We start from the raw sequence: 25,188 nt of genomic DNA, 5'->3' as shown, positions 1-25,188 counted from the left end.
CGGCCGCCGCCGTCCCCCCCGCCGCGGGGGGGGGGCCCCGCCGCCGGCCCCCCCCCCCCGCCCCCCCCCCCCCCCCCCCCGCGCCCCCCCCCCCCCCCCCCCCCCCCCCCCCGCGGCCCGCCCCCCCCCCCCCCCCCCCGCGCGCCCCCCCCCCCCCCCCCCCCCCCCCCCCCCCCGCGGGTCCGTACACCCAGGGCGGGCTCACTGCCGCGTGCGGCCGGTTCGCCGTCGCTGCCGCGTGCTCAGCCCACCCTGGTGGCGCGGTGCCTGGCCGCGCGCAGGCGTACCTCGGCGGGCAGGGCCGCGAGGTGGGCGGAGTCGCGTGCGTGGGTCAGGGCCTGGCCGGTGAGCTGGTGCAGGGCCGTGCCCGGGTCGACGTGCGGCTCCAGCAGCAGGCGTACCCGGACCGCGGGGGCGCTGCGCCGCCCGGTCAGCTGGATGTGGGCCTGCTGGACGCCGTCCATGTTCCCGGACTCGTCGGCCAGCACCCCCTCCAGGGCCCGCCCCCGCAGCAGCGCCTCCTCGCCGTCACCGGTGTCGACGACGACCTCGGCGAGCCGACGGCGGCGCAGCACGGCGATCAGCCACCACAGGGCGAGCAGGACCAGGACGGCGAGGGCCGCCAGGACCGTCGGCCACCACCAGCCGGCGCCCTGCCGGCGGGTCCGTTCGGCGACGCTGAGCAGCACGTCGTGGGGGCCCTGGTGGATCCACCAGGAGGGCGGCGCGGCGCCCAGGGCGACGGCGAGCACCGAGCCGCCGAGCAGCACCAGGACGAGGCCGACGAGACCGATCAGTACCCGGTTGACGGTCCTGAGCATCGCGCTCACCCCTTCCGGCCCGGTCGCCGCACCCGCACCGACAGCGCGGGCGGCCGGACGAGTCCGAGGCCGCCGACCGCTTCGGCGAGCACCGTGTCGAGGTCGGCACGGACCTCGTCCAGCGGGCGGAAGTGCGAGACCGCGCGCACCTCGGCCCGCCGGCGGTGGGCCCGTACCCGTACCGACTGCACGCCCGCGACCTCCATGGCCCGGTCGCGCAGGACCAGCGCGGCCGCGTCCCGGTGCAGTCCCGCGCGGACGTCGGGGCGGTCCTGCCGCATCGGCAGGACGGCCCGCAGGCCGGGCGTGACGGCCAGGACCAGCAGCCAGAGGCCGAGCAGCGCGGTGACCCCCGCGCCGACCAGCACCCAGGTGTCGTCCAGCGGCCGCCGGGCCAGCTCCCCGGCCAGGAAGCGGCGCCACTGCATGCCGGGCCGGCCGGCCCGCACGGCGGCGATGTCGTAGAGGAAGGCGCCCGCGACGACCGCCAGGAGGACGGCGACGACGGCCGCCGGGATCCGGCGCGCCGACCAGAAGCGGTGGCCCGCGCCGTCGGTCGCCGGCGGCGGGTCGGGGACCGCGGGGGCGGACCGGCCGGGTCCGGTGCCGGGGCCGCCGGGGTCGCCGGGGTCGTCCTTCTCGATGACCGGTAGTCGTCGTGTGGTGCCTTCGGAGCCCTGGGGCTCGCTCATCGCGTCCTCCCCTGTGCCACGTCGTGTGCCGGGGTCGGATGCAGCCGTTCCACGTGCACGGCGACCTCCGGCACCTCCATTCCCACCAACGCGCCTACCCGCTCGACCACATGACGACGCACCTCGCGACAGCGGGCGGCGACATCACCCGGATAACCGAGTTCGAGGTGGATCCGGACGCGGGCGGTGTCGTGGTGGACGACGACGGTGGCCTGTGGGGGCGCGGCGGCCCCGGGCAGCGGTCCGACGGCCTCGCGGGCCGCCTGGGCGGCCGTCTTCGACACCACCCGGTCGGCGATCCGGGTCGCGCCGCGCTCGCCCGGCGGGACGACGGTCGGGCGTCCGCCGCCCTCGACGGTCCCTTCGCTCACCGACGTCACCGTCGCCGGTCGTCACGCTGGCGGAAGAAGTCGCCGAGCTCCAGGTCCCCCTCCAGGAACCGGCCGACGACGAACCCGACGGCGCCCAGCGCCGCCACCAGCAGGAACGCGCCGAACCCGCCGAAGTACCCGGCGAAGCCCAACGCCATCCCGGCGATCATGCCGACCACGGCCATGTTCATGCGGCGCTCCTCAGCTCACGGCCCTGGCTCACTGGATCCGGGGCTCCGGCTCCTCGTCCTCTTCCTCGGGCAGTTTCACGTCGCTGACGGCGATGTTGACCTCGACGACCTCCAGGCCGGTCATCCGCTCCACCGCCGCGACGACGTTCTCCCGCACGGCCTTGGCGACGTCGCCGATCGACACGCCGTAGTCGACGACGATCTCCAGGTCGAGCGCGGTCTGCACCTCGCCGACCTCGGCCTTGACCCCGCGCGTCACGGCGGACTTCGACCCGCCGGGCACCCGGTCCCGTACGGCGCCGAAGGTGCGGCTGAGACCGCCGCCCATGGCGTGCACGCCGAGGACGTCCCGCGCCGCCATCCCGGCGATCTTCTCCACGACCCCGTCGGCGATGGTGGTGCGTCCCCGGGTCGCCGGGTCCCCGCCGCCACGCCTGGTGGTCTTGCGGGTCTGGACCGACGGCTCGGCCGTGCTCTCGGGGCTCTGCGTCCGGTTCTGCTGCGTCATGTCGGTCATCGCCGCACGTCCTTCCGGTCCTCGTCCTTCCCCCACGGTAAGCGCGGTTGCCCGCCGCCGCCCTGGTGATGGGGCAGGCTGGAGCAATGACGGCGGATCGGATCGGGCGGGCGGTACGGGATCAGCTGCGCCTGGGCAGGCTGCTGCCGCTGGGCGGCCCGGGTGACGGCGCGTGGATCACGCAGCGGGCGGCCGAGGCGTGGCTAAGGCGCGCGGCACAGAGCGTTCCGGGTGTGTACCCGGGTGCGCTGGGGATCGCGCTGGCGGATCCCGGGGAGGCGGCCGAGCCGGTCGTGCCGCCGCCGCCCGGGGCGTCGCCGCCCGGCCCGCTGCGGGTCACGGCGGACTTCGCGACCACGCTGAGCGGACCGCTGCCCGTCACGGCGTCACTCGTACGGGCGACGCTGGGCGCGGCGGCCGAGCGCCTCGGGCTGGCGGTCACCGAGGTGGACCTGCGGGTGACGGGCCTGCTGGAGGAGGCGCCCGAGCCCTCCCCCGTACGTCTGCCGGAGCCGCCCACGGCCGGTCGCGCCGCGACGCCCGACGAGGAGCGGGCGGCCGCGGCCGCGCGCGGTGTTCCGGGGGTGGAGCGGCTGACCGGCGCGCTCGGCGGCTGGTCGCCGGTGCAGCTCTCGACGCACGCCTCGGCGCAGACCGGAGAACCGCCGCACGAGGGCGCGCTGCCGCGGCGCCACGCACGGGTGGAGATCGCGGTGCGGGCGGGCCACCGGGCCCTGGACGTGGCCCGCGCGGTCCGTACGGCGGTGGGCGAGGCGCTGCCGGATCACCCCACGGTGACGGTCCTGGTGACCGTGGTCGGCTGAGAGCCGTCCGGAGCTCCCGGGCTCACTCGCCGAGGCCGGCCAGGTCCCGCAGTCGGCGGGCCTGGGCGGCGCGCTCCGCGCCGCGCTGCTCGTCGTACGTACGGTCGGCGGCCCCGCGCAGCAGGGTCTTGGTCTCGATCACCGCGTCCCGGGGCGCGGCGAGGAGCGCCGCGGCCAGATCCGCCACCGCGGCGTCGAGGTCGGCCACCGGCACCGACAGGTTGGCGAGCCCGGAGCTCACCGCCTCCTCGGCCGTCACGAACCGGCCGGTCAGGCAGATCTCGACCGCACGGCCGTAGCCGACCAGGGACACCAGCGGATGGGTGCCGGTCAGGTCCGGCACCAGGCCCAGCGAGGTCTCGCGCATGGCGAACTGCACGTCGTCAGCGACGACGCGCACGTCACAGGCGAGCGCGAGCTGGAAGCCCGCCCCGATGGCATGGCCCTGCACGGCGGCGACCGACACGATGTCGTTGCGCCGCCACCAGGTGAAGCCCTCCTGGAACCCGGCGATGGCGTCGTCGAGTTCGGCGTCGTCACCGCGTGCGAGGTCGATGAAGGACGGCTCGCCCTCGATCCCCTCCGGCGTGAACATCTGCCGGTCGAGACCGGCGGAGAAGGACTTGCCCTCGCCGCGCAGCACGACGACGCGGACGGAGCCCGGCAGCAGCCGGCCGGCCTCGGCGAGCGCACGCCACATCGCGGGGCTCTGCGCGTTGCGTTTGGCCGGGTTGGTCAGCGTCACCGTGGCGAGCGCGTCGTCGACGGTGAGCCGTACGCCGTCCTTGTCGAGCAGGGGGACGAGTTCCTGGTCGGGCGAAGCCATGGACGCCTCCGATGAGTGCGGTCAGTCAGCGGTCAGCTAAGTGACTGCACAGTAACCACCCGGTCGATCAGCCGAACGACCGGGTGGCCACCATCGAAGCCGGTGGGCCGCCCGGGTCAGGACGTAGCGGCCTTCTTGCCCCGCGTCGCCCCACCACGCCCACGGAGCGTGACGCCCGACTCACTGAGCATCCGGTGTACGAAGCCATACGAGCGGCCGGTCTCCTCGGCCAGCGCCCGGATGCTCGCACCGGAGTCGTACTTCTTCTTCAGGTCTGCCGCGAGCTTGTCGCGCGCGGCGCCGGTCACCCGGCTGCCCTTCTTCAGAGTCTCGGCCACCCGTGCCTCCTCATGGGAAGTGCGCTCTGGTCTCCTCATGATCACCCCTCCCGGGCCCGATGGCCACCCATTCGGCAAGGTCCGTACGACAGGCTTGTGACGACAGGAGTGCGTCCCCACATGCGGAATCTCTGATTCCATCCGATCGCATCCATGCACCCAAACGGGTTGTTTCACGAAGTGCCAGGTCAGGGACGCGCAACGGCCGATCCCTTGTCGACAAAGGGATCGGCCGTGAAATGGATGTAGGACACACCTCGATACGAGGAGATCTCACGCAGATGATGGATCACGGATCGGCCGAATGATCCATACGCCGTGGATCAGACATTCGATCAAGCGAGGGCGACGAGATCCGCGTAGTCGGAGCCCCACAGGTCCTCGACACCGTCGGGCAGCAGAATGATCCGCTCCGGCTGGAGCGCCTCGACCGCGCCCTCGTCGTGCGTGACCAGGACGACCGCGCCCTTGTAGGTGCGCAGCGCGCCGAGGATCTCCTCGCGGCTGGCCGGGTCGAGGTTGTTGGTCGGCTCGTCGAGCAGCAGGACGTTGGCCGAGGACACCACGAGGGTGGCCAGGGCGAGACGGGTCTTCTCGCCGCCGGAGAGGACCCCCGCCGGCTTGTCGACGTCGTCGCCGGAGAACAGGAAGCTGCCGAGCGTCTTGCGCACCTCGACGAGGTCGAGGTCGGGGGCCGCGGAGCGCATGTTCTCCAGGACGGTGCGCTCGGGGTCGAGGGTCTCGTGCTCCTGCGCGTAGTAGCCGAGCTTGAGGCCGTGGCCCGGGACCACCTGGCCGGTGTCGGGGACCTCGACGCCGCCCAGCAGCCTGAGCAGGGTCGTCTTGCCGGCGCCGTTCAGACCGAGGATCACCACGCGGGAACCCTTGTCGATGGCCAGGTCGACGTCCGTGAAGATCTCCAGGGAGCCGTACGACTTCGACAGGCCCTCCGCCATCAGCGGGGTCCTGCCGCACGGCGAGGGCTCCGGGAAGCGCAGCTTGGCGACCTTGTCCTGCTGGCGCACGGCCTCCAGGCCCGACAGCAGCTTGTCGGCCCGCTTGGCCATGTTCTGCGCGGCGACGGTCTTGGTGGCCTTGGCGCGCATCTTGTCGGCCTGCGCGTTCAGGGCGGCGGCCTTCTTCTCGGCGTTCTGCCGCTCGCGCCTGCGGCGCTTCTCGTCGGCCTCGCGCTGCTGCTGGTAGAGCTTCCAGCCCATGTTGTAGACGTCGATCTGGGCGCGGTTGGCGTCCAGGTAGAAGACCTTGTTGACGACCGTCTCGACGAGGTCGACGTCGTGGGAGATCACGATGAAGCCGCCGCGGTAGGTCTTCAGGTAGTCGCGCAACCAGACGATCGAGTCGGCGTCGAGGTGGTTGGTCGGCTCGTCGAGCAGCAGGGTGTCCGCGTCCGAGAACAGGATCCGGGCCAGCTCGATACGGCGGCGCTGACCGCCCGAGAGGGTGTGCAGCGGCTGGCCGAGCACCCGGTCGGGCAGATTGAGCGCGGCGGCGATGGTGGCGGCCTCGGCCTCGGCGGCGTACCCGCCCTTGGTGAGGAACTCCGTCTCCTGGCGCTCGTACTGCCGCAGGGCCTTCTCGCGGGTCGCGCCGGAGCCGTTGGCGATGCGCTGCTCGTTGTCGCGCATCTTGCGGAGCAGGGTGTCCAGGCCGCGGGCCGAGAGGATGCGGTCGCGGGCCAGCACGTCCAGGTCGCCGGTGCGCGGGTCCTGCGGCAGATAGCCGACCTCGCCGGAGCGGGCGATGGTGCCTCCGGCGGGGATGCCCTCGCCCGCGAGGACCTTGGTGAGCGTCGTCTTGCCCGCGCCGTTGCGGCCGACCAGGCCGATGCGGTCGCCCTTGGTGATGCGGAAGGTGGCGGACTCGATGAGGATGCGGGCACCGGCGCGCAGCTCGATACCGGAGGCGGAGATCACGGACAGGCTCCAGGGCAGGAAGGGTGGCGGGTGGGCGGCTGAGGACGTTCCCGCCGTCTAATGCGCGAGGAGAATGGCCATGACGTCAGTCTAACGGGGCCGTGCAACCACTTTTTCTGCGATCGGGCGGCGGACCGGGCGTACGGCGGCGGCGTCCACCAGGACGTATACGGGGCCGGTGGCGCGGCGGTGGCGTGGCGTGACGTTCGGCACATCCGGCCCGCTCCGCCTTCCGGTGCGGCGGGGCGGGTCCGTTGTCAGTGGCCGCTGCGAGACTGGGCGGCAGGTTGATTTCCGGCGGCGACGACGAGGGAGAGGCCGGCATGACGGGGACGAGCGGTGGACGCCCGAGCATCTGTCCGACACTGCTGTACACGGACGCGAAGGCGGCACTCAGGCAGCTCACGGAGGCCTTCGGGTTCCTGGAGCTGTCGGTGTACGAGGGCGAGGACGGCGCGGTGATGCACGCCGAGCTGGTACAGGGCAACGGCGCGGTGATGCTGGGTTCGAAGGGCCGTGGCGGCGTCTTCGACACGGCGATGAAGGGCGCGGGCCCGGCGGGGGTGTACGTCCTGGTGGACGACGTCGACGCCCACCACCGGCGGGCCGTGGAGCACGGCGCGGAGATCCTGATGCCCCCGACGGACCAGGACTACGGTTCGCGGGACTACATGGCCCGGGACATCGAGGGCAACATCTGGAGCTTCGGCACGTACGCCCCCGAGCTGCCGTCCTGACGACCGGCACCGGCAGTCGGCGGGAGGCCGGGGCTCTGCCCGGGTCTCCCGCCGGTTCGCCGTGATCGGGTCGCCGCGGAACGGTCCCCGCGGTCCGCCGCGGCCGACGTTCCCGCGGGTCGGTTCCTCCGGGTCAGTTCCCTCCGGTGTGCACCTGGAAGGCCGCCCGGCGGACGGCCTTGGCCAGCGCCGGGTCCGGGTGGGCGGCGGCGAGCGCGACGAGGACCTGCACGGTGCGCGGGTGGCCGACGGCGCGTACCTCGTCGAGCAGTTGCGGGACGGTGGGCTGCACCGCGGACTCCAGATGCCGGACCAGCATCGGGGCCTCGCCGTGGTCGGCCACGGCGGCCGCGGTGTCGACCCACAGCCAGGTGGCCTCCTGCCGGGTGAGCACCTCGTGCGCGTCCTCGGGGTCGACGCCGTCGTGCTCGGCGAGCCAGAGCAGGGCGTACGGCCGCAGGGCCGGCTCGTCCACCACCGAGCGGACGTCGTGCTCGGCGGGGGCGCCGACGACCCGCAGCGCCTCGAAGGCCAGGCCGCGCAGCAGGGCGTCCTCGCCGCGGGCGGCGGCCAGCAGGTCGGTGACGGCGCGGCCGACGGGGCGGGCGGCGAGCCAGGCGCGGTACTCGGCGCGGGCCGCGTTGGGGCGCAGCTGGGCACAGCCGCGCAGCATTCCCTCGGCGGCCTGCTCGATGTTCCCGGCGGGGCTCTGCGCGGCGACGCAGATCTGCTCCAGCTTGACCCAGACCGCCCAGCTTCCCAGCGGGGTGAGCGTGGCCTGACCGGCGCCGCAGGTGAGGGCGCCCACCGAGGCGAGGGCGTGCAGGGCCCAGTCGAGCAGCGGGGCGAGCTCGGCCTCCTGCGCGGGCTCCGCCGGGTCGGCGTCGGCGGAGGGCACAACGGTCGCGGCGGCCACGGCGGCCCCCGCGGGGACGGCGGCGGCGCCGGTCACGGCCTGCGGGCCGTAGGGGATCTCGCAGCGCTCGGTGCGCAGCTCGGTGACCCGCTGGGCGAGCAGGTCGAGGAGCTGGGTCACGGGTACGGGACCGGCGGAGAGCTGGAGGAAGGAGAGCACCTGCGGCATGGCCGAGACGACCTCGGCGACGGTCGAGGGCTCATGGTCCGCGGGTTCCGGGCACGCCAGCGACCACGCGTCGAAGAGGGCGACCCAGCCGCGCAGGACGGCGCTGTCGTCACGGTCCCAGGCGCGCAGCCGCCAGCCGGGACGGGCGCTGTCGCCGTGCACCTCGATGAGGCCGGCGAGCCGGGCGGTGTCCCAGTCGGCGCGGACCTCGGTCGCGGTCAGGCCGAGTTCCAGGGCCGCCCGGTCGGCGGTCGCGTCGGCGAGGGTGGCCTTGCCGTCGACGGCCGCGCCGTCGCGGCCGGGGCCGAGGGCGGCGTCGGCCCAGCGGGCGACGCGGGCGGCCGGGGCCAGACCGGAGCGAGCCATTCTGGCCAGCTCCGCGGGGGCCGGCGTGCCCTCCGGAGGTCGGGGTGCGGGGCGGCGCGGGCGCCGCTGGTTCACGGCTCTGGGGGCGGCGGCCAGGGGTCGGGGGCGGACGAGTCGAAGCCTGGAGTCGCGCGGGATACGGGACGTCACGGGTGCAGTCTTCCGGTTGACCGTCCGAAAACCCAAACGGAATGTCACGGCGGGCTACGGGACTGGCCAACGCACACGTCCGCGAGGGGGGTCGACGGGAGCGATCAGGCCAGTGGTACGGCTTTAAACGGAAGCAGGTCGGCCGGTCCGCGACCGGTGCGCGGTCCGGTCCCGGCGGGGGACCGGGACGGCCACGTCAGGGGACCGGACCGGTCACATCAGGGGGACCAGGAAGCGCCGCAGAGCCTCCTCGTAGGCGGCCGGGTCGGCGTTCCACATGGCTCCGTGCGGGGCACCCGGGACGGTCTGGAGGGTGACCAGGTCGGGCCGGCGCCGGGCGAGGCGACGGGAGAGGGCCCAGGGGGCCACCGCGTCCTCGGGGCCGTGGAAGATCAGCGCCGGGATCCGGAGCAGGGCGGGGTCGGCGGGCTCCTCGTCGCTGGCGCTGTTCATGCCGGTGCGGCCCTCGGCGGCACGCACGGCCAGCGGCAGCAGCGGCCCCGGGGTGCGGCGGGCCGCGGCCAGCGAGCGCAGGGTGGTCTCCCAGCTCAGCACCGGGGAGTCCAGGACGAGCCCCACGGCCCGCTCGCGCAGCCCCGAGTGGGCGGCGGCGCGCAGCGCCATGGTGGCCCCGGTGGACCAGCCGTACAGCACGAGGCGCTCGGCTCCGTAGCGCACGGCGTAGCGCATCGCGGCGTCCAGGTCGCGCCACTCGCTCTCGCCGAGGTGGTTCAGGCCGTCCTGCGGGCGGGGCGCGCCGAGGTCGCCGCGGTAGGAGAGGGCCAGCACCGAGAAGCGATGGCGGTGCAGGAACTCCATCACGTTCAGGGCCAGCTCCCGGGTGGTGCCGAGGCCGTGGGCGGCGATCACCCAGGTGTCGCGGGCGCCGGGGACGAACCACGCCGGCAGCGGGCCGAGCTCGCCGGGGATGTCGACGTCGGCGTACTCCAGGCCGAGCGCGGCGCCCGGGTTGCCGACGTACACGTTCGGGGTGAGCCACACCTTGTCGCCCTGGCTCAGGGTGCCGTGGGTGACGCGCTCCAGGCGGCGCACCACGGTGTCGGCCGAGAGCGCGGCGGCGTCGACGACGGGCCCGACGACGGCGTGGGAGCCGTCGCCCGCGAGGCCGTAGGTGCCGGGGCGCAGCGAGGCCAGGTCCCTGGTGAGGGTGATCCGTCCGGCGGCGGTGCCGTGCACGGTGAGCCTGGGTTCGGTGGGCAGGGGCCGGCCGGCCGGCGCCTTCAGGGCGGCGTCGCTGGCGAGCCGGCCGGCGGCCACCGCGGCGGCCCCGGCCCCTACCACTGCGGTGACGGCGGCGGCCGTCGCTTTGACAGGGTGCACCCGTTCAGTGTCGGGGCGGTGCGGACGACCGGCCAGTGGGAGCCGGGGAAGGAGTGACGTACCGGGACGGGGCCGGAGGCACGCCCCGGCCACCCGTACGCCGCGCGCGGCACGCGTGCGCCGTGTGCGCCACCTGTACGCCGTGCGTGCCACCTGTCCGCCGTGCGCGCCGCGCGGGCCGTGCGTACGCCGGGCGGGCCGCCTGCGCGGGCCGTCCCATGCGCACCGCGCACCCTGCCCGCCCCACCCGCACCGTCAGGCCCGCTGCCCGTACCCCCGCAGCCGCTCCCCCGCCTCCGCCACCTGCTCGGCCGTCAGCAGGTGCGGCGCCAGTCCCGGCACCGAGGACGCGGTCAGCCACAGCCGGCACATCCACTCCAGTTGTGCCGTGCGGTCGTAGGCCTGGTCGAGGGTGGCGCCGTGGGTGAGGGTGCCGTGGTTCTGGAGGAGACAGCCGGTGCGGTCCACCAGGGCCAGGCGCACGTTCTCGGCCAGCCGCTCGGATCCGTAGGGCGCGTAGGGGGCGACCCGGACGGGCCCGCCGAGCGCCGCGGCCATGTAGTGGATCGTCGGCAGCTCGGGCACGAGCGTGGAGACGGCCGTGGCGTGCACGGCGTGGGTGTGCACCACGGCCCGGGCGTCGCCGGCGCGGTGGACGGCGAGGTGCATGGGCAGCTCGCTGGTCGGGACGAGGCTGCCGAGCACCTGCCGGCCCGCCAGGTCGACCCCGGTGATGTCGTCCGGCGTCAGCCGGTCGTAGGGCACGCCCGACGGCGTGACCAGCACGGTGTCCCCGACCCGGACGGAGACGTTGCCCGAGGTGCCGACGACCAGTCCGTCGGAGACGGTCCGGCGGGCCGTCGCGACAAGCGCGTCCCAGGCACGCGCCTCGTCCTCGCTCACACCCCGGCCGCCCGGGTCGCCCTGTATGCCCTTTGTGTTCCGGGCGCCCCGCGCACCCTGCCCGTCGTGCCGCCGCTCAGTCATGTCGCGATCCTGCCAGGCTCGACGCCGACAGGCCGCCGATCACGCAGCGTAGCCATTTCGGGTCCGTCGGCATACGACGGCGGCGACGGCCCGCCGCAAGCCGGAATCCCGACCGACGGTCCGACGGGGTTGCGACACCAGGCCGCTCACCTGGGGTGACCGGTCATGCGGGGTACGTATCGGTAGCATCAAGCGGAGTGTCATTCTCCTGTTGGCGACACCACAAAGCCCGTCTCAGTTCACCTTCCGTTCACCCAGGTTGCCTACGTTCATCGCACCAATGACTTCGAACGATTGCCTGGGTAAATGGAAAACTTCTCGCTGATCCTCGCGATTGTGGTGGTAACCGCACTCGCGTTCGATTTCACGAACGGTTTTCACGACACCGCCAACGCGATGGCCACGACCATCTCGACCGGTGCACTCAAGCCCAAGGTTGCGGTGGCCATGTCGGCCGTCCTCAACCTCGTGGGCGCCTTCCTCTCCGTGGAGGTCGCCAACACGATCTCCAAGGGTCTCGTCGACGAGACCGGCATCCGACCCGAGGTCATCTTCGCCGCCCTGGTCGGCGCGATCCTCTGGAATCTGCTGACCTGGCTGGTGGGCCTGCCGTCCAGCTCCTCGCACGCCCTCATGGGCGGTCTGATCGGAGCCACCGTCGCCTCGGCCGGCGTGGGCGCCGTCCACGGCGACGCGCTGGTCACCAAGGTCCTCATCCCGGCCGTCGCGGCCCCGATCGTGGCGGGCGTCGCCTCGATGCTGGCCACCCGCTTCTCCTACACCCTGGGCAAGAAGGCCGACAGCAAGGCCGCCGCGAAGGGCTACCGCACCGGCCAGATCGCCTCGGCCGGCCTGGTCTCCCTGGCCCACGGCACCAACGACGCGCAGAAGACGATGGGCATCATCACCCTCGCCCTGGTCGCCGGCGGCGCCATCGCGCCCGACTCCGACCCGCCGGTCTGGGTCATCCTCTCCGCCGGTCTCGCCATCGCGCTCGGCACCTCCCTGGGCGGCTGGCGCATCATCCACACGATGGGCAAGGGCCTGACCGACCTTCAGCCGCAGCAGGGCTTCGCCGCCCAGACCAGCGCCGCGACGGTCATCCTGGCCTCCTCCCACCTCGGCTTCTCCCTCTCCACCACGCACGCCGTCTCCGGCTCCGTGATGGGCGCGGGCCTCGGCCGCAAGGGCGGAGTCGTGCGCTGGTCCACCGCGACCCGCATGTTCGTCGCCTGGGGCCTGACCCTGCCGGCCGCCGGCCTGGTCGGCGCGCTCGCCGAGTCCGTGACGAACCTGGGCGACTGGGGCACCGCGGCCGTCGCCGTCTTCCTGATCGCCTCCAGCGCCGCGATCTGGAAGGTCTCCCGGCGCGAGACCGTCGACCACAACAGCGTCACCGCCTCCGAGGAGCCGGCCGGCGTGGTGACCCAGGCGATCGCCATGGTGGCCCCGCCCCCCACCGGCACGGTGACCGAGAACCTCACGGCCACCATCCCCTCCCCGGCCGCCGCCCCGATGGTCACCGCCGACCCGGCGACGGCGTCGGTCCCGCCGACCGCCGCCTGAGCCCCGCGCACCCGGTTAAGTAAGGAAGCATCGGTATGAACATCGACTGGGCAGCCCTGGGCTCCGTGTTCGGCGTCAGCCTCGTGGTCACCGTGGGTCTCGTGGCCCTGTTCACCCTCGGCATCATGGGTCTCTCCCGCCAGGAGCGGGCCTCCGCGCAGGGCGGCGGCGCCGCGCTCGCGGTGACGGGCGCCTACGCGTGCTTCGCGGCCTGCGCGGCCGCGGTGGGCTACGGGATCTGGCTGATCGTCGCCTGACCCGCCGCCATCCGGCACACCGTTCGCCAAGGGCGGGAAGAACCCACGGGTTCTTCCCGCCCTTGCCGTTGCCCGCGCTTCCCGTTGCCCGCCCGTCTCGTCGGCCGCGCTTCCCACTCGTCGCCCGCCCATCCCGCCGCCCGCCGTGTGTGGGGCTTCACACACTCCTCCGTCCCAGGTCAAGAGCAGGTTGACGGCCCTTCAGGGCCCGTGGTGGACTTCCGGAGCCATCTACGACGACACAAGAGGAAGCCGGTGCGAATCCGGCGCGGTCCCGCCACTGTGACCGGGGTAGCAATCCCCGGGAGCCAGGAACTCTCGCCGTCGGTCTCGTCGAACCAGGGCGTGGACACCCTGAGTGAGGACATGTCGCCATGCTCGGCTGCCGATTGAGTCTCAGCACCAGGTCACTGCCCGGTACCGCCACGATCGGCTGAGCCGGTGCGTGCCGATCGCGTCTTCGCGTACGGCGCCACCGCGGGCCTCCTGGGCGACCTGTTCCTCGGCGATCCACGCCGCGGGCACCCGGTCGCACTGTTCGGGCGCGCGGCCGCGGCCGTGGAACGGGCGTTGTGGCGGGACCACCGTGGCCAGGGCGCGCTGCACACCGTGGTGTGCGCCGGCGGCGCCGTGGCGCTCGGGGCCGTGGCCGCCCGCGCCGTACGTACCTCCGGCGCCGCCTCCGTGGCCCTCACCGCCGCCGCCACCTGGGCCGTCGTCGGGGGCACCTCGCTCGCCCGGGAGGCCCGCGCCATCGGGCGCGCCCTGGAGGCCGGGGACGTCGCGGGCGCCCGCGCCCGGCTGCCGCATCTGTGCGGCCGGGACCCCCAGGCCCTCGACGCGGACGGCGTAGCGCGGGCGGTCGTCGAGTCGGTCGCCGAGAACACCTCCGACGCCGTCGTCGGCGCGCTGGTGTGGGGAGCCGTCGGCGGGGTGCCGGGACTGATCGGCTTCCGCGCCGTGAACACCCTCGACGCCATGGTCGGCCACAAGTCGCCCCGCTACCGCCGCTACGGATGGGCCTCGGCCCGGCTCGACGACGCCGCGGGCTGGCCGGGGGCCCGCCTCACGGCCGCCCTCGCGGCCCTGGCCGGAGACGATCCGCGCGGCGCCGTACGGGCCTGGCGGGCCGACGCCGCCAGGCATCCCAGTCCCAACGCCGGTCCCGTGGAGGCCTCGTTCGCCGGGTCCCTCGGCGTGCGGCTCGGCGGGACCCTCTCCTACGCCGGACGGGTCGAGCACCGGCCCGTGCTCAACGGTGCCCACGGACGGGCCGTCCGTGCCTCGGACATCGACCGGGCGGTGCGGCTGTCCCGGCGCGTCGGCTGGCTCGCGCTCGGCGTCTGCGCCGCCGCGCGACTCCTCGTGAAGGAACGTGACTGATGAACGGTGGTCTCCTGGTCGCCGGCACCACCTCCGACGCCGGCAAGAGCGTCGTCACCGCGGGGATCTGCCGGTGGCTGGTGCGGCAGGGCGTCAAGGTCGCGCCCTTCAAGGCGCAGAACATGTCCCTCAACTCGTTCGTGACCCGCGAGGGCGCGGAGATCGGGCGGGCCCAGGCGATGCAGGCCCAGGCCTGCCGCGTCGAGCCGACCGCGCTGATGAACCCCGTGCTGCTCAAGCCCGGCGGCGACCGCAGCAGCCAGGTCGTCCTCATGGGCAAGCCGGTGGGCGAGATGACCGCGCGCGGGTTCTTCGGCGGGGTCGCGGGCCCGTCCCCCGGGAACAGGCTGCACGGCGGGCGGCAGGAGGCGCTGCTGGGCACCGTCCTCGACTGCCTCGCCGAGTTGCGGAGCACGTACGACGCGGTGATCTGCGAGGGGGCCGGCAGCCCGGCCGAGATCAACCTGCGCCGGACCGACATCGTGAACATGGGCGTCGCCCGCAACGCGCGACTGCCCGTCCTCGTCGTCGGCGACATCGACCGCGGCGGTGTCTTCGCCTCCTTCTTCGGCACGGTCGCCCTGCTCGCTCCCGAGGACCAGGAGCTGGTCGCCGGGTTCCTCGTCAACAAGTTCCGGGGCGACGTGTCCCTGCTCGAACCCGGGCTCGACATGCTGCACGGCCTCACCGGGCGGCGGACGTACGGCGTGCTGCCCTTCCGGCACGGCCTCGGCATCGACGAGGAGGACGGGCTGCGCGTCTCCCTGCGGGGTGCCGTCCGGGAGTCCGCCGTCACCGCCCCCGTCGGCGAGGACGTCCTGCGGGTCGCCGTCTGCGCGATCCCGCTGATGTCCAACTTCACGGACGTGGACGCGCTCGCCGCCGAACCGGGCGTCGTCGTGCGGTTCGTGGACCGGCCCGAGGAACTCGCCGACGCCGACCTCGTGGTGGTCCCGGGCACCCGCGGGACGGTCAAGGCCCTGGAGTGGCTGCGGCGGCGGGGCCTCGCGGACGCGCTGCTCCGCAGGGCCGCCGAGGGCCGGCCGGTGCTCGGCGTCTGCGGCGGTTTCCAGATCCTCGGCGAGCACATCGAGGACGAGGTGGAGAGCCGCGCGGGGCACGTGGACGGGCTGGGTCTGCTGCCCGTACGGGTGCGGTTCGCCCGTGAGAAGACGCTCACCCGGCCCGTCGGCGAGGCCCTCGGCGAGCACGTCGAGGGGTACGAGATCCATCACGGGGTCGCCGACGTCACCGGCGGCGAGCCGTTCTTCTCCGACGGCGAGGGACACCCCCTCGACGGCTGCCGGGCCGGCGCCGTCTGGGGCACCCACTGGCACGGCTCGCTGGAGTCGGACGGGTTCCGGCGGGCGTTCCTGCGCGAGGTGGCGGCCGCCGCGGGCCGCCGTTTCGTGCCGGCCCCCGACACCTCGTTCGCCGCGCTGCGCGAGGAGCAGCTCGACCTGCTCGGCGACCTGATCGAACAGCACGCGGACACGGACGCGCTGTGGCGGCTCATCGAGTCCGGCGCGCCGCAAGGACTGCCCTTCATCCCCCCGGGAGCGCCCGCATGAGCACAGTGTTGTTGTTGTCGACCGCCGACACCGATCTGCTGGCGGCCCGCGCCTGCGGCGCCCCCTACCGGATCGGCAACCCGACCCGGGTCGACGTCGCCGGGGAGCTGCCCGCGCTGATCAGGGGCGCGGACGTCGCCGTCGTACGGCTGCTGGGCGGGAAGCGGGCCTGGGAGGACGGGCTGGCCGTGCTGAAGGCGTCCGGGATCCCGACCGTGCTGCTGGGCGGGGAGTCCGTGCCGGACGCCGAGCTGATGGCCGAGTCGTCGGTGCCCGCCGGTGTGGTCGCCGAGGCCCTGCGCTATCTCGTGGAGGGCGGCCCCGCGAACCTCACGGAGCTGGCCCGGTTCCTGTCCGACACCGTGCTGCTGACGGGTGAGGGCTTCGACGGGCCGCAGCGGATGCCCGGGTACGGCGTCCACGGCGAGCGTGCCCTCGTCGAGGGCCGGCCCACGGTCGGCGTGCTCTTCTACCGCGCCCACGAACTCAGCGGCAACACCGCCTTCGTGGACACCCTGTGCGAGGCGATCGAGGCGCGGGGAGCCAACGCGCTTCCCGTGTACTGCGGTTCGCTGCGCGACGCCGACCCCGGGCTGTACGGGATCCTCGGCCGGACCGACGCGATCGTCGCCACCGTCCTCGCGGCGGGCGGCACCCACGCCTCACAGGCCTCCGCGGGCGGGGACGAGGAGGCGTGGGACATCGGGGCGCTCGCCGACCTCGACGTGCCCGTCCTCCAGGGCCTGTGTCTCACCTCCTCGCGCGCCGCCTGGAGCGGGTCCGACGCCGCCCTCTCCCCCATGGACGCGGCGATGCAGGTCGCCATCCCGGAGTTCGACGGACGCCTGATCACCGTGCCGTTCTCCTTCAAGGAGCAGGGCCCGGACGAGGTGCCCGTCTACGTCGCCGACCCGGAGCGGGCCGCCCGGGTGGCCGGGATCGCCGTACGGCACGCCCGGCTGAAGTACACCCCGAACGCGCAGAAGAAGCTCGCGCTGGTCTTCACCGCCTACCCCACCAAGCACTCGCGGGTCGGCAACGCGGTGGGGCTGGACACGCCCGCCTCGGCCGTACGGGTCCTGGACGCGCTCAGGGACGCGGGATACGCGGTCGAGGGGCACCCCGACAACGGCGACGAGCTGATCCACCGGCTGATCGCGGCCGGCGGCCACGACGTCGAGTGGCTGACCGAGGAGCAGTTGGCCGCGGCGCCCGCGCGGGTGCCGCTGGCCGACTACCGGGCCTGGTTCGACCGGCTCGACCCCGCGCTCAGGGACGGGATGCTGGAGGCGTGGGGCGAGCCACCGGGCTCGCTGTACGTCGACGGCGACGACATCGTCCTCGCCTCCCTCCGGTTCGGGAACGTCGTCGTGATGATCCAGCCGCCGCGCGGCTTCGGCGAGAACCCGATCGCGATCTACCACGACCCCGACATGCCCCCGTCGCACCACTACCTGGCCGCCTACCGCTGGCTGGAGGCCGCGACATCGGAGGGGGGTTTCGGCGCCGACGCGATCGTCCACATGGGCAAGCACGGCACGATGGAATGGCTGCCGGGCAAGGGACTCGGGCTGAGCGGCGGCTGCGCGCCCGACGCCGTCCTCGGCGAACTCCCCCTGGTCTACCCGTTCATCGTCAACGACCCCGGCGAGGGCACCCAGGCCAAGCGGCGCGGTCACGCCACCGTCGTCGACCACCTCGTACCGCCGATGGCCCGCGCCGACACCTACGGCGACCTGGCCAAGCTGGAGCAACTCCTCGACGAGTACGCGCTCGTGTCCGACCTGGACCCGGCCAAGGCCCCGGCCGTCCGCGCCCAGATCTGGACGCTGGTCAAGGCCGCCGAGCTCCACCACGACCTGCACGTCGACGAGCAGCCGGACGACGGCGACTTCGACGAGTTCGTGATGCACATCGACGGCTACCTCTGCGAGATCAAGGACGTGCAGATCCGCGACGGGCTGCACGTCCTGGGCGGCGGCCCGGAGGCCGAGCCGCGGGTGAACCTCGTGCTCGCCGTGCTGCGCGCCTCGCAGGTGTGGGGCGGTGCGGCGAACGCGCTGCCCGGCCTGCGTGCCGCCCTCGCCGAGCACTTCGGCCTGTTGGAGAAGGAGTTGCTCGCCGAGCCGGGCGCGGCCGTGAAGGTCCCGGTCGAGCTGACCGACCTCGTCGAGGGCCCGGCCCGGACGGCGGCCGACGCGATCGACCTGCTGGAGCAGCTCTGCCGCCGGGCGGCCCTCGGCATGGAGGAGCGCGGCTGGGACCCGGCCGCGGTCCCGGCGCTGGTGCGCGACCTCCTCGGCACCGAACTCCCCGACGCCGTCGCGGTGCTGGAGTTCGCCTGCCGCGAGGTGGTCCCGCGGCTGGCGCGGACGACGGACGAGATCGGGCACATCCTCAAGGCGCTGGACGGCGGTTACGTCCCGGCCGGCCCGTCGGGTTCGCCCACGCGCGGGCTCGTCAACGTCCTGCCGACCGGCCGCAACTTCTACTCCGTCGACCCCAAGGCCATTCCCTCCCGGCTGAGTTGGGAGGTCGGCCAGTCCCTCGCCGACTCCCTCGTCCAGCGGTACCTCCAGGACACGGGCGCCTACCCGACGTCCGTCGGACTGACGGTGTGGGGCACGTCCGCCATGCGCACCCAGGGCGACGACATCGCGGAGATCCTGGCGCTGCTGGGCTGCCGCCCGGTGTGGGACGACGCCTCGCGCCGGGTCACCGGCTTCGAGATCGTGCCCCTGGCGGAACTGGGCCGTCCCCGCATCGACGTCACGGTCCGCATCTCCGGCTTCTTCCGGGACGCGTTCCCGCACGTGGTCGGGCTGATCGACGACGCGGTACGGGCGGTCGCCGAGCTGGACGAACCGGCGGACCGCAACTTCGTCCGCGCGCACGCCGACGAGGACACCGCCGAGCACGGCGACCGGCGGCGCGCCACCTCCCGCATCTTCGGCTCCAAGCCGGGCGCGTACGGCGCCGGCCTGCTGCCGCTGATCGACGCCCGGAACTGGCGCTCGGACGCCGACCTCGCCGAGGTGTACGCCGTCTGGGGCGGCTACGCCTACGGGCGCGGGCTCGACGGACGGGCGGCGCGCGGCGACATGGAGACGGCGTTCAAGCGGATCGCGGTCGCCGCCAAGAACGTGGACACCCGCGAGCACGACCTCGTCGACGCGGACGACTACTTCCAGTACCACGGCGGCATGGTCGCGATGGTGCGGCACCTGACCGGGGCCTCCCCCGAGGCGTACGTCGGCGACTCGGCCGTACCGGACCAGGTGAAGACGCGCACGCTGGGCGAGGAGACCCACCGGGTCTTCCGGGCCCGGGTGGTCAACCCGCGCTGGATGGCGGCGATGCGCCGGCACGGCTACAAGGGCGCCTTCGAGATGGCGGCGACCGTCGACTACCTCTTCGGCTACGACGCCACGGCCGGGGTCGTGGACGACTGGATGTACGAGAAGCTCAGCGCCGAGTACGTCTTCGACGCGGAGAACCGGGACTTCATGAAGAAGTCCAACCCGTGGGCCCTGCGCGGCATCACCGAGCGCCTGCTGGAGGCGGCGGACCGCGGGCTGTGGGCGGAGCCGGACGCGGACACGCTGGAGCGGCTGCGCGCCACCTATCTGGAGCTCGAAGGCGACTTGGAGGGCGACGACCAGTGAGTACCCCGTTCCCGTTCACGGCCGTCGTCGGCCAGGACGACCTGCGGCTCGCGCTGCTGCTGAACGCCGTGTCACCGGCGGTCGGCGGTGTGCTGGTGCGCGGCGAGAAGGGCACCGCGAAGAGCACGGCCGTACGTGCCCTCTCCGCACTGCTGCCCGAGGTCGACGTCGTCCCCGGGTGCCGGTTCTCCTGCGACCCCGGTTCCCCCGACCCCGGCTGCCCGGACGGGCCGCACGAAGCGGGAGGGGGCGCGCCACGCCCCGCCCGGATGGTCGAGCTGCCCGTCGGCGCCTCCGAGGACCGGCTGGTCGGCGCCCTGGACATCGAGCGGGCGCTCGCCGAGGGCGTGAAGGCCTTCGAGCCCGGCCTGCTGGCCGACGCGCACCGCGGGATCCTGTACGTCGACGAGGTCAACCTGCTCCACGACCATCTGGTCGACCTGCTGCTGGACGCGGCCGCGATGGGCGCCTCGTACGTCGAGCGCGAGGGCGTCTCCGTACGGCACGCGGCGCGGTTCCTGCTCGTGGGCACGATGAACCCCGAAGAGGGCGAGCTGCGGCCGCAGTTGCTGGACCGGTTCGGGCTGACCGTCGAGGTGGCCGCCTCTCGGGAACCCGACCAGCGGGTGGAGGTCGTACGGCGGCGGCTCGCGTACGACGACGACCCGGCCGGCTTCACGGCGCGCTGGGCGGGCGAGGAGGCGGCCGTACGTCGACGCATCGTCGCGGCACGCGAGTTGCTGCCCTCGGTGCGGCTGGGTAACGGTGCGCTGCGGCAGATCGCGGCGACCTGTGCCGCCTTCGAGGTGGACGGCATGCGGGCCGACATCGTGATGGCGCGTACGGCCACCGCGCTGGCGGCCTGGGCCGGGCGCACCGAGGTGCTCGCCGAGGACGTGCGGCAGGCGGCGCTGCTGGCGCTGCCGCACCGGCGCAGGCGGAATCCGTTCGACGCGCCCGGTCTCGACGAGGACAAGCTCGACGAGACGCTGGAGGAGTTCTCGGGCGAGTCCCCCGAGGACGATCCGGACCCCGACGGCCCGGGCGGCGGGGGTGGCGGGCAGCCGTCCCCGGAGTCAGGTCCGCAGGGCGGTGACACGTCGGCCCGGCCCGAGGCCGGCGAGGGCGGGGAGCCGCAGGCCTCCGGAAGCACGGAACGGTCCGCCGTGCGGGCCGCCGAGCCGTTCCGCACCAAGGCGCTGAGCGTGCCCGGGATAGGCCGGGGCGCCGCCGGACGACGCTCGCGGGCGCGGACCGAGCACGGGCGCACGACCGGGGCCCGGCGGCCGCGCGGCACGCTGACGAAGCTGCATCTCGCCGCGACCGTGCAGGCAGCCGCTCCGCATCAGCGGGCGCGCGGGCGTTCGGGGCCGGGGCTGCTCGTGCGCCGGGACGATCTGCGGCAGGCGGTGCGGGAGGGGCGCGAGTCCAACCTCGTGCTGTTCGTCGTGGACGCCTCCGGGTCGATGGCGGCCCGGCAGCGGATGGGCGCGGTCAAGGGCGCGGTGCTGTCGTTGCTGCTCGACGCCTACCAGCGGCGGGACAAGGTGGGGCTGGTGACCTTCCGCGGGTCGGCCGCCGAGGTCGCGCTGCCGCCCACCTCTTCGGTGGACGCGGCGGCGGCACGGCTGGAGTCGCTGCCGACGGGCGGGCGCACCCCGCTCGCGGCCGGGCTGCTGAAGGCGCACGAGGTGCTGCGGGTGGAACGGCTGCGGGACCCGGCGCGGCGGCCGCTGCTGGTCGTGGTGACGGACGGACGGGCCACCGGGGGCCCCGAGCCGCTGCCGCTCGCGTCCCGGGCGGCCGGGCTGTTCGCGGCGGAGCGGGTCGCCTCGGTCGTCGTGGACTGCGAGTCCGGGCCGGTGCGGCTGGGGCTGGCCGGGAAGCTCGCGGGTGAACTGGGCGGTACGGCGGTGACGTTGGACGAGCTTCGGGCGGACAGCATCGCCGGGCTGGTGAAGGACGTGGTGAAGGACGCGCAGAGGAGGGCCGCGTAGTGCCGCAGGGACAGCCGAGTGTCGTACCGGACGACGGTCTGACGACTCGTCAGCGACGTAACCGGCCGCTGGTCGTCGTGCACACGGGCGTCGGCAAGGGGAAGTCCACCGCCGCGTTCGGGCTGGCGCTGCGCGCCTGGAACCAAGGGTGGCCCATCGGGGTGTTCCAGTTCGTCAAGTCGGCGAAGTGGAAGGTCGGCGAGGAGAACGCGCTGCGCGTGCTGGGCGCCTCCGGCGAGGGCGGGAGCGTCGACTGGCACAAGATGGGCGAGGGCTGGTCCTGGGTCCAGCGCGACGCCCAGATGGACAACGAGGACAAGGCCCGGGAGGGCTGGGAACAGGTCAAGCGCGACCTCGCCGCCGAGACGTACAAGCTGTACGTGCTCGACGAGTTCGCGTACCCGATGCACTGGGGCTGGATCGACACGGACGAGGTCGTCGCGGTGCTGCGGGACCGGCCGGGCACTCAGCACGTCGTGATCACCGGGCGCAACGCCCCCGAGAAACTGGTCGACTTCGCCGATCTCGTCACCGACATGTCCAAGGTCAAGCATCCGATGGACGCCGGCCAGAAGGGCCAGAGGGGCATCGAGTGGTGAGGACGTCCGTTCCCCGGCTGGTCGTCGCCGCGCCCTCCTCGGGCAGCGGCAAGACCACCGTCGCCACGGGGCTGATGGCCGCGTTCGCGGGGCGCGGGCTGCGGGTGTCCCCGCACAAGGTCGGGCCCGACTACATCGACCCCGGCTACCACGCGCTCGCCAGCGGGCGCACGGGCCGCAACCTCGACGCGTACCTGTGCGGTCCCGACCTGGTCGGTCCGCTGTTCGCGCACGGCGCGCGGGGATGCGACATCGCGGTCGTCGAAGGGGTCATGGGGCTGTACGACGGGGCGGCGGGCGAGGGGGAACTGGCGTCCACCGCCCAGGTGGCGAAGCTGCTGCGGGCGCCGGTGGTGCTGGTCGTCGACGCGTCGTCGCAGTCGCGGTCGGTGGCGGCGCTGGTGCACGGGTTCGCCTCCTGGGATCCCGAGGTGCGGATCGGGGGCGTGATCCTGAACAAGGTCGCCTCGGACCGGCACGAGGAGCTGCTGCGCGACGCGCTGGACTCCGCCGGGGTGCCGGTGCTCGGGGTGCTGCGGCGGGCGCCGCAGGTGGACACGCCGTCCCGGCACCTCGGTCTGGTGCCGGTCGCCGAGCGGCGGGCGGAGGCGGTCGCGGCCGTCGCGGCGATGGCGGCGCAGGTCTCCGACGGTTGTGACCTGGAAGCGCTGATCGCGCTGGCGCGCAGTGCCGGTACGGTGCCGGGTGCGGCCTGGGACGCGGCCGAGGCCCTGGGGGCCGCCGCCCCCGGCCCCCCGCTCCGGCCCGAACGGCCTCGTCCTCAGGCGCCGGACGGGCTGGACGTGGTCGGCCGGGACCGGAAGGCACCGGTGGTCGCCGTGGCCGGCGGCCCCGCGTTCACCTTCTCCTACGCCGAGCACACCGAGCTGCTCACCGCCGCCGGTGCCGAGATCGTGCCCTTCGATCCGCTCCATGACGAGCAACTGCCCGCCGGAACGAGCGGGTTGGTGATCGGCGGCGGGTTCCCCGAGGTGTACGCGCCCGAGCTGTCCGCCAACGAGCCGCTGCGCAGGGCGGTGGCGGAACTGGCGTCGGCCGGGGCGCCGGTCGCGGCCGAGTGTGCCGGGCTGCTGTATCTGGCGCGGGAGCTCGACGGCCGGCCCATGTGCGGGGTGATCGACGCCGTGGCCCGGATGGACGAGCGGCTCACCCTCGGCTACCGGGACGCGGTGGCGCTCGGCGACAGCGTGCTCGCGGCGGCGGGCACCCGGATGCGCGGGCACGAGTTCCACCGGACGGTCGTGGAGCCCGGCGCCGGGGCGTCTCCCGCCTGGGGGATGCGCGCCCCCGAACGGCGCGTCGAAGGTTTCGTGCAGCAGGGCGTGCACGCGAGTTATCTGCACACGCACTGGGCGTCCGAGCCCGGCGTGGCCCGTCGGTTCGTCGAGAGGTGCCTGACGTCATGAGCAGCAAGCTGATCGGTGTCGGGGTCGGCCCCGGCGACCCCGAGCTGGTGACCGTCAAGGGCGTCAACGCCCTGCGCGCCGCGGACGTCGTCGTGGTGCCCGTGATGGCCGCGGCGGACGGGGCGGACGGCGGCGAGCCGGGACGGGCCGAGGCGACCGTGCTGCACTACGTGCCGCGGGAGAAGGTCGTCCGGGTGGTGTTCGCGCTCAACGAGCGCAGCGACCGGGCCCGGCGCGAGGCCGCCTGGGACGCGGCGGGGGCGCGGGTGGCGGCGCTGCTCGACGCGCACGCCCGCGTCGCCTTCGCGACCATCGGGGACCCGAACGTGTACTCGACGTTCACCTATCTGGCGCAGACCGTGGCGGAGTCGGTGCCGGACGTCGTCGTCGAGACCGTGCCGGGCATCACCGCGATGCAGGACCTCGCGGCGCGCTCGGGGGCGGTCCTGACCGAGGGGACCGAACCGCTCACCCTGGTGCCGGTCACGGCGGGGTCCGCCGCGCTCAAGGACGCGCTGAGCGGGCCGGGCACGGTCGTCGCGTACAAGTTCGGGCGGCAGGCCGCGGAGGTCGCCGAGGCGCTGCGGGAGACCGGGCGGCTGGAGGCCGCGGTGTGGGGTTCGGCGCTGGGGCTCGCGCAGGAGTCCATCCGGCCGGCCGCCGATCTCGGCGACGGCCCGCTGCCCTATCTGTCGACGCTCATCGCGCCCGCGCCGCGCGACGGCGGGCGGGGCGGCAAGCTGTGACGCCCCGCGGGCCGTACGGCCGCTCAGCCGGCCAGACCCACCACCAGCCAGATGAACGCGGCGCCCGCGACCGTGCACAGCAGGGTCGGGCGGGCGGGGTGCTCGTGGTGGGCCTCGGGCAGGATCTCGGCGGCCGCGAGGTAGAGGAGCACCCCGCCGAAGAGGCCGAGATAGCCGCCGAGCAGCGTCTCGGGCAGGACGAAGAACAGGGTCGAGGCCGCGCCGAGAACCGGCGCCGCCGCGTCCGCGAACAGCATGGCCACCGCCTTGCGCCGGGCGTTCCCGTACAGGCTGGTGATCGTGTACGTGTTGAAGCCGTCCGCGAAGTCGTGGGCGACGACGGCCAGCGCGACGGACGCGCCCATGCCGCCGCCGACCTGGAAGGCCGCGCCGATCGCCACGCCGTCCATGGCGCTGTGGCCGACCATCGCGGCGGCCGCCGTCAGGCCCACCTCGGGCACCCGGCCGGAGGGCGCCCCGGCGCCGTGCGCGGCCGCGTGGTCCTCCTCCGTCCGGGCGGAGTGGGGGTCCCGGGGGAGGTCGGCCAGCAGCCGTTCGGCCAGATGGGCCAGCAGGAAGCCGGCCACGAACAGCAGCAGCGCGGCCGGTACGCCGAAGACCTCGGTGCCCGCCGTCTTCAGCGCCTCGGGCAGCAGGTCCAGGCCGACCACGCCGAGCATCAGACCGCCGGCCAGGCCGAGGACCAGATGGCGCCGGTCGGTGACCCGCTGTGCCGTCCAGCCGCCGGCCAGCGTCATCAGGAACGCGCCGAGCGCGACGAGGACCGCCATGTGACCT

At 74.1% G+C, this 25,188-nt stretch carries 23 protein-coding genes and 1 riboswitch; of the genes, 11 read left to right on the top strand and 12 right to left on the bottom strand.

Features of this window, described 5'->3' with window-relative positions:
• Positions 1–242: 242 nt before the first annotated feature.
• Genes amaP through ACZ60B_RS36610 form a run of 5 tightly spaced genes read right to left on the bottom strand, consistent with a single transcriptional unit; the run spans position 243 to position 2,592 of the window.
• A complete protein-coding gene (gene amaP, locus ACZ60B_RS36630; RefSeq protein WP_469394958.1) occupies positions 243–830 on the bottom strand; it encodes an alkaline shock response membrane anchor protein AmaP in 588 nt (195 codons plus the stop codon).
• Positions 827–1,513, bottom strand: coding sequence for a DUF6286 domain-containing protein (locus tag ACZ60B_RS36625; RefSeq protein WP_469394956.1), 687 nt, complete (start codon positions 1,511–1,513; stop codon positions 827–829). The genes amaP and ACZ60B_RS36625 overlap by 4 nt, the downstream gene beginning before the upstream one ends.
• The gene (locus ACZ60B_RS36620) at positions 1,510–1,893 is read right to left on the bottom strand and encodes an Asp23/Gls24 family envelope stress response protein (RefSeq protein ID WP_469394953.1); all 384 of its coding nucleotides are present in this window, start codon (positions 1,891–1,893) and stop codon (positions 1,510–1,512) included. The genes ACZ60B_RS36625 and ACZ60B_RS36620 overlap by 4 nt, the downstream gene beginning before the upstream one ends.
• Positions 1,890–2,075, bottom strand: a complete 186-nt coding sequence (locus tag ACZ60B_RS36615; protein WP_469394951.1) for a hypothetical protein — start codon at positions 2,073–2,075, stop codon at positions 1,890–1,892. Before ACZ60B_RS36615 ends, ACZ60B_RS36620 begins: the two co-directional genes overlap by 4 nt.
• A 28-nt stretch (positions 2,076–2,103) precedes the next feature.
• Entirely contained in the window at positions 2,104–2,592 is a 489-nt protein-coding gene (locus ACZ60B_RS36610) for an Asp23/Gls24 family envelope stress response protein (protein WP_469394948.1), read from the bottom strand.
• A gap of 86 nt (positions 2,593–2,678) precedes the next feature.
• Here ACZ60B_RS36610 and ACZ60B_RS36605 point away from each other — a divergent pair, with 86 nt between their 5' ends.
• On the top strand, positions 2,679–3,416 hold the full coding sequence (locus ACZ60B_RS36605; RefSeq protein ID WP_469394946.1) for a nucleopolyhedrovirus P10 family protein: 738 nt from the start codon (positions 2,679–2,681) through the stop codon (positions 3,414–3,416).
• A gap of 22 nt (positions 3,417–3,438) precedes the next feature.
• Here the strand turns inward: ACZ60B_RS36605 and ACZ60B_RS36600 are convergent, their stop codons facing one another.
• From ACZ60B_RS36600 to ACZ60B_RS36590, 3 genes are all read right to left on the bottom strand, one after another.
• Entirely contained in the window at positions 3,439–4,242 is an 804-nt protein-coding gene (locus ACZ60B_RS36600; RefSeq protein ID WP_469394944.1) for an enoyl-CoA hydratase/isomerase family protein, read from the bottom strand.
• 116 nt (positions 4,243–4,358) lie between these two features.
• Complete coding sequence (locus ACZ60B_RS36595) at positions 4,359–4,580, bottom strand: helix-turn-helix domain-containing protein (protein ID WP_010355597.1); 222 nt, start codon at positions 4,578–4,580, stop codon at positions 4,359–4,361.
• A gap of 335 nt (positions 4,581–4,915) precedes the next feature.
• Positions 4,916–6,514 (bottom strand): ABC-F family ATP-binding cassette domain-containing protein, encoded by a 1,599-nt coding sequence (locus ACZ60B_RS36590; RefSeq protein ID WP_469394942.1) that lies wholly within the window; start codon positions 6,512–6,514, stop codon positions 4,916–4,918.
• Positions 6,515–6,837: 323 nt separating this feature from the next.
• Between ACZ60B_RS36590 and ACZ60B_RS36585 the strand changes: the two genes are divergently transcribed.
• Positions 6,838–7,251, top strand: a complete 414-nt coding sequence (locus tag ACZ60B_RS36585) for a VOC family protein (protein ID WP_469394940.1) — start codon at positions 6,838–6,840, stop codon at positions 7,249–7,251.
• A gap of 133 nt (positions 7,252–7,384) precedes the next feature.
• On the opposite strand, the gene ACZ60B_RS36580 is transcribed toward ACZ60B_RS36585, so the two are convergent.
• The 3 genes from ACZ60B_RS36580 to ACZ60B_RS36570 all read right to left on the bottom strand — a co-directional run bounded on the left by ACZ60B_RS36580 (position 7,385) and on the right by ACZ60B_RS36570 (position 11,179).
• A complete protein-coding gene (locus ACZ60B_RS36580; protein WP_469394937.1) occupies positions 7,385–8,851 on the bottom strand; it encodes a hypothetical protein in 1,467 nt (488 codons plus the stop codon).
• A 213-nt stretch (positions 8,852–9,064) separates the two neighbouring features.
• Complete coding sequence (locus ACZ60B_RS36575; protein WP_469394935.1) at positions 9,065–10,192, bottom strand: alpha/beta hydrolase; 1,128 nt, start codon at positions 10,190–10,192, stop codon at positions 9,065–9,067.
• Between the two features lie 255 nt (positions 10,193–10,447).
• Complete coding sequence (locus ACZ60B_RS36570; RefSeq protein ID WP_469394933.1) at positions 10,448–11,179, bottom strand: class II aldolase/adducin family protein; 732 nt, start codon at positions 11,177–11,179, stop codon at positions 10,448–10,450.
• A 306-nt stretch (positions 11,180–11,485) separates the two neighbouring features.
• Here ACZ60B_RS36570 and ACZ60B_RS36565 point away from each other — a divergent pair, with 306 nt between their 5' ends.
• The 9 genes from ACZ60B_RS36565 (at position 11,486) to cobI (ending at position 24,390) form a co-directional block, all read left to right on the top strand.
• Positions 11,486–12,745 (top strand): inorganic phosphate transporter, encoded by a 1,260-nt coding sequence (locus ACZ60B_RS36565; protein WP_469394931.1) that lies wholly within the window; start codon positions 11,486–11,488, stop codon positions 12,743–12,745.
• 35 nt (positions 12,746–12,780) lie between these two features.
• On the top strand, positions 12,781–13,002 hold the full coding sequence (locus ACZ60B_RS36560) for a hypothetical protein (protein ID WP_469394929.1): 222 nt from the start codon (positions 12,781–12,783) through the stop codon (positions 13,000–13,002).
• Between the two features lie 194 nt (positions 13,003–13,196).
• Positions 13,197–13,342: riboswitch (cobalamin riboswitch) on the top strand.
• Between the two features lie 101 nt (positions 13,343–13,443).
• The gene (locus tag ACZ60B_RS36555; protein WP_469394927.1) at positions 13,444–14,385 is read left to right on the top strand and encodes a cobalamin biosynthesis protein; all 942 of its coding nucleotides are present in this window, start codon (positions 13,444–13,446) and stop codon (positions 14,383–14,385) included.
• Positions 14,385–15,956 (top strand): cobyric acid synthase, encoded by a 1,572-nt coding sequence (locus ACZ60B_RS36550; RefSeq protein ID WP_469394925.1) that lies wholly within the window; start codon positions 14,385–14,387, stop codon positions 15,954–15,956. The genes ACZ60B_RS36555 and ACZ60B_RS36550 overlap by 1 nt, the downstream gene beginning before the upstream one ends.
• The gene (gene cobN / locus ACZ60B_RS36545; protein ID WP_469394923.1) at positions 15,953–19,621 is read left to right on the top strand and encodes a cobaltochelatase subunit CobN; all 3,669 of its coding nucleotides are present in this window, start codon (positions 15,953–15,955) and stop codon (positions 19,619–19,621) included. The genes ACZ60B_RS36550 and cobN overlap by 4 nt, the downstream gene beginning before the upstream one ends.
• On the top strand, positions 19,618–21,618 hold the full coding sequence (locus ACZ60B_RS36540; protein ID WP_469394921.1) for a putative cobaltochelatase: 2,001 nt from the start codon (positions 19,618–19,620) through the stop codon (positions 21,616–21,618). Before cobN ends, ACZ60B_RS36540 begins: the two co-directional genes overlap by 4 nt.
• Complete coding sequence (gene cobO, locus ACZ60B_RS36535) at positions 21,618–22,217, top strand: cob(I)yrinic acid a,c-diamide adenosyltransferase (RefSeq protein WP_469394919.1); 600 nt, start codon at positions 21,618–21,620, stop codon at positions 22,215–22,217. The genes ACZ60B_RS36540 and cobO overlap by 1 nt, the downstream gene beginning before the upstream one ends.
• Positions 22,214–23,644: a cobyrinate a,c-diamide synthase gene (locus tag ACZ60B_RS36530; protein ID WP_469394917.1), complete on the top strand. Its 1,431-nt coding sequence runs from the start codon at positions 22,214–22,216 to the stop codon at positions 23,642–23,644. Before cobO ends, ACZ60B_RS36530 begins: the two co-directional genes overlap by 4 nt.
• The gene (cobI, locus tag ACZ60B_RS36525; RefSeq protein ID WP_469394915.1) at positions 23,641–24,390 is read left to right on the top strand and encodes a precorrin-2 C(20)-methyltransferase; all 750 of its coding nucleotides are present in this window, start codon (positions 23,641–23,643) and stop codon (positions 24,388–24,390) included. Before ACZ60B_RS36530 ends, cobI begins: the two co-directional genes overlap by 4 nt.
• Before the next feature lie 23 nt (positions 24,391–24,413).
• Here the strand turns inward: cobI and ACZ60B_RS36520 are convergent, their stop codons facing one another.
• The gene (locus ACZ60B_RS36520; protein WP_469394913.1) at positions 24,414–25,181 is read right to left on the bottom strand and encodes a ZIP family metal transporter; all 768 of its coding nucleotides are present in this window, start codon (positions 25,179–25,181) and stop codon (positions 24,414–24,416) included.
• Positions 25,182–25,188 lie beyond the last annotated feature (7 nt).

This window comes from Streptomyces sp. NPDC104096 (genome assembly GCF_055584385.1).
Note: the sequence above shows the minus strand (reverse complement) of the source record. Positions and strands in the feature narration are given on the sequence as shown.

What these genes read in the sequence shown, in the direction of transcription:
- ACZ60B_RS36600 (WP_469394944.1), bottom strand. Translation starts at nt 4,242, where the DNA reads ATGGCTTCGCCCGACCAGGAACTCGTCCCCCTGCTCGACAAGGACGGC.
- cobI (WP_469394915.1), top strand. Translation starts at nt 23,641, where the DNA reads ATGAGCAGCAAGCTGATCGGTGTCGGGGTCGGCCCCGGCGACCCCGAG.
- ACZ60B_RS36570 (WP_469394933.1), bottom strand. Translation starts at nt 11,179, where the DNA reads ATGACTGAGCGGCGGCACGACGGGCAGGGTGCGCGGGGCGCCCGGAAC.
- ACZ60B_RS36550 (WP_469394925.1), top strand. Translation starts at nt 14,385, where the DNA reads ATGAACGGTGGTCTCCTGGTCGCCGGCACCACCTCCGACGCCGGCAAG.
- ACZ60B_RS36520 (WP_469394913.1), bottom strand. Translation starts at nt 25,181, where the DNA reads ATGGCGGTCCTCGTCGCGCTCGGCGCGTTCCTGATGACGCTGGCCGGC.
- ACZ60B_RS36565 (WP_469394931.1), top strand. Translation starts at nt 11,486, where the DNA reads ATGGAAAACTTCTCGCTGATCCTCGCGATTGTGGTGGTAACCGCACTC.
- ACZ60B_RS36560 (WP_469394929.1), top strand. Translation starts at nt 12,781, where the DNA reads ATGAACATCGACTGGGCAGCCCTGGGCTCCGTGTTCGGCGTCAGCCTC.
- ACZ60B_RS36605 (WP_469394946.1), top strand. Translation starts at nt 2,679, where the DNA reads ATGACGGCGGATCGGATCGGGCGGGCGGTACGGGATCAGCTGCGCCTG.
- cobN (WP_469394923.1), top strand. Translation starts at nt 15,953, where the DNA reads ATGAGCACAGTGTTGTTGTTGTCGACCGCCGACACCGATCTGCTGGCG.
- ACZ60B_RS36615 (WP_469394951.1), bottom strand. Translation starts at nt 2,075, where the DNA reads ATGAACATGGCCGTGGTCGGCATGATCGCCGGGATGGCGTTGGGCTTC.
- ACZ60B_RS36585 (WP_469394940.1), top strand. Translation starts at nt 6,838, where the DNA reads ATGACGGGGACGAGCGGTGGACGCCCGAGCATCTGTCCGACACTGCTG.
- ACZ60B_RS36625 (WP_469394956.1), bottom strand. Translation starts at nt 1,513, where the DNA reads ATGAGCGAGCCCCAGGGCTCCGAAGGCACCACACGACGACTACCGGTC.
- ACZ60B_RS36610 (WP_469394948.1), bottom strand. Translation starts at nt 2,592, where the DNA reads ATGACCGACATGACGCAGCAGAACCGGACGCAGAGCCCCGAGAGCACG.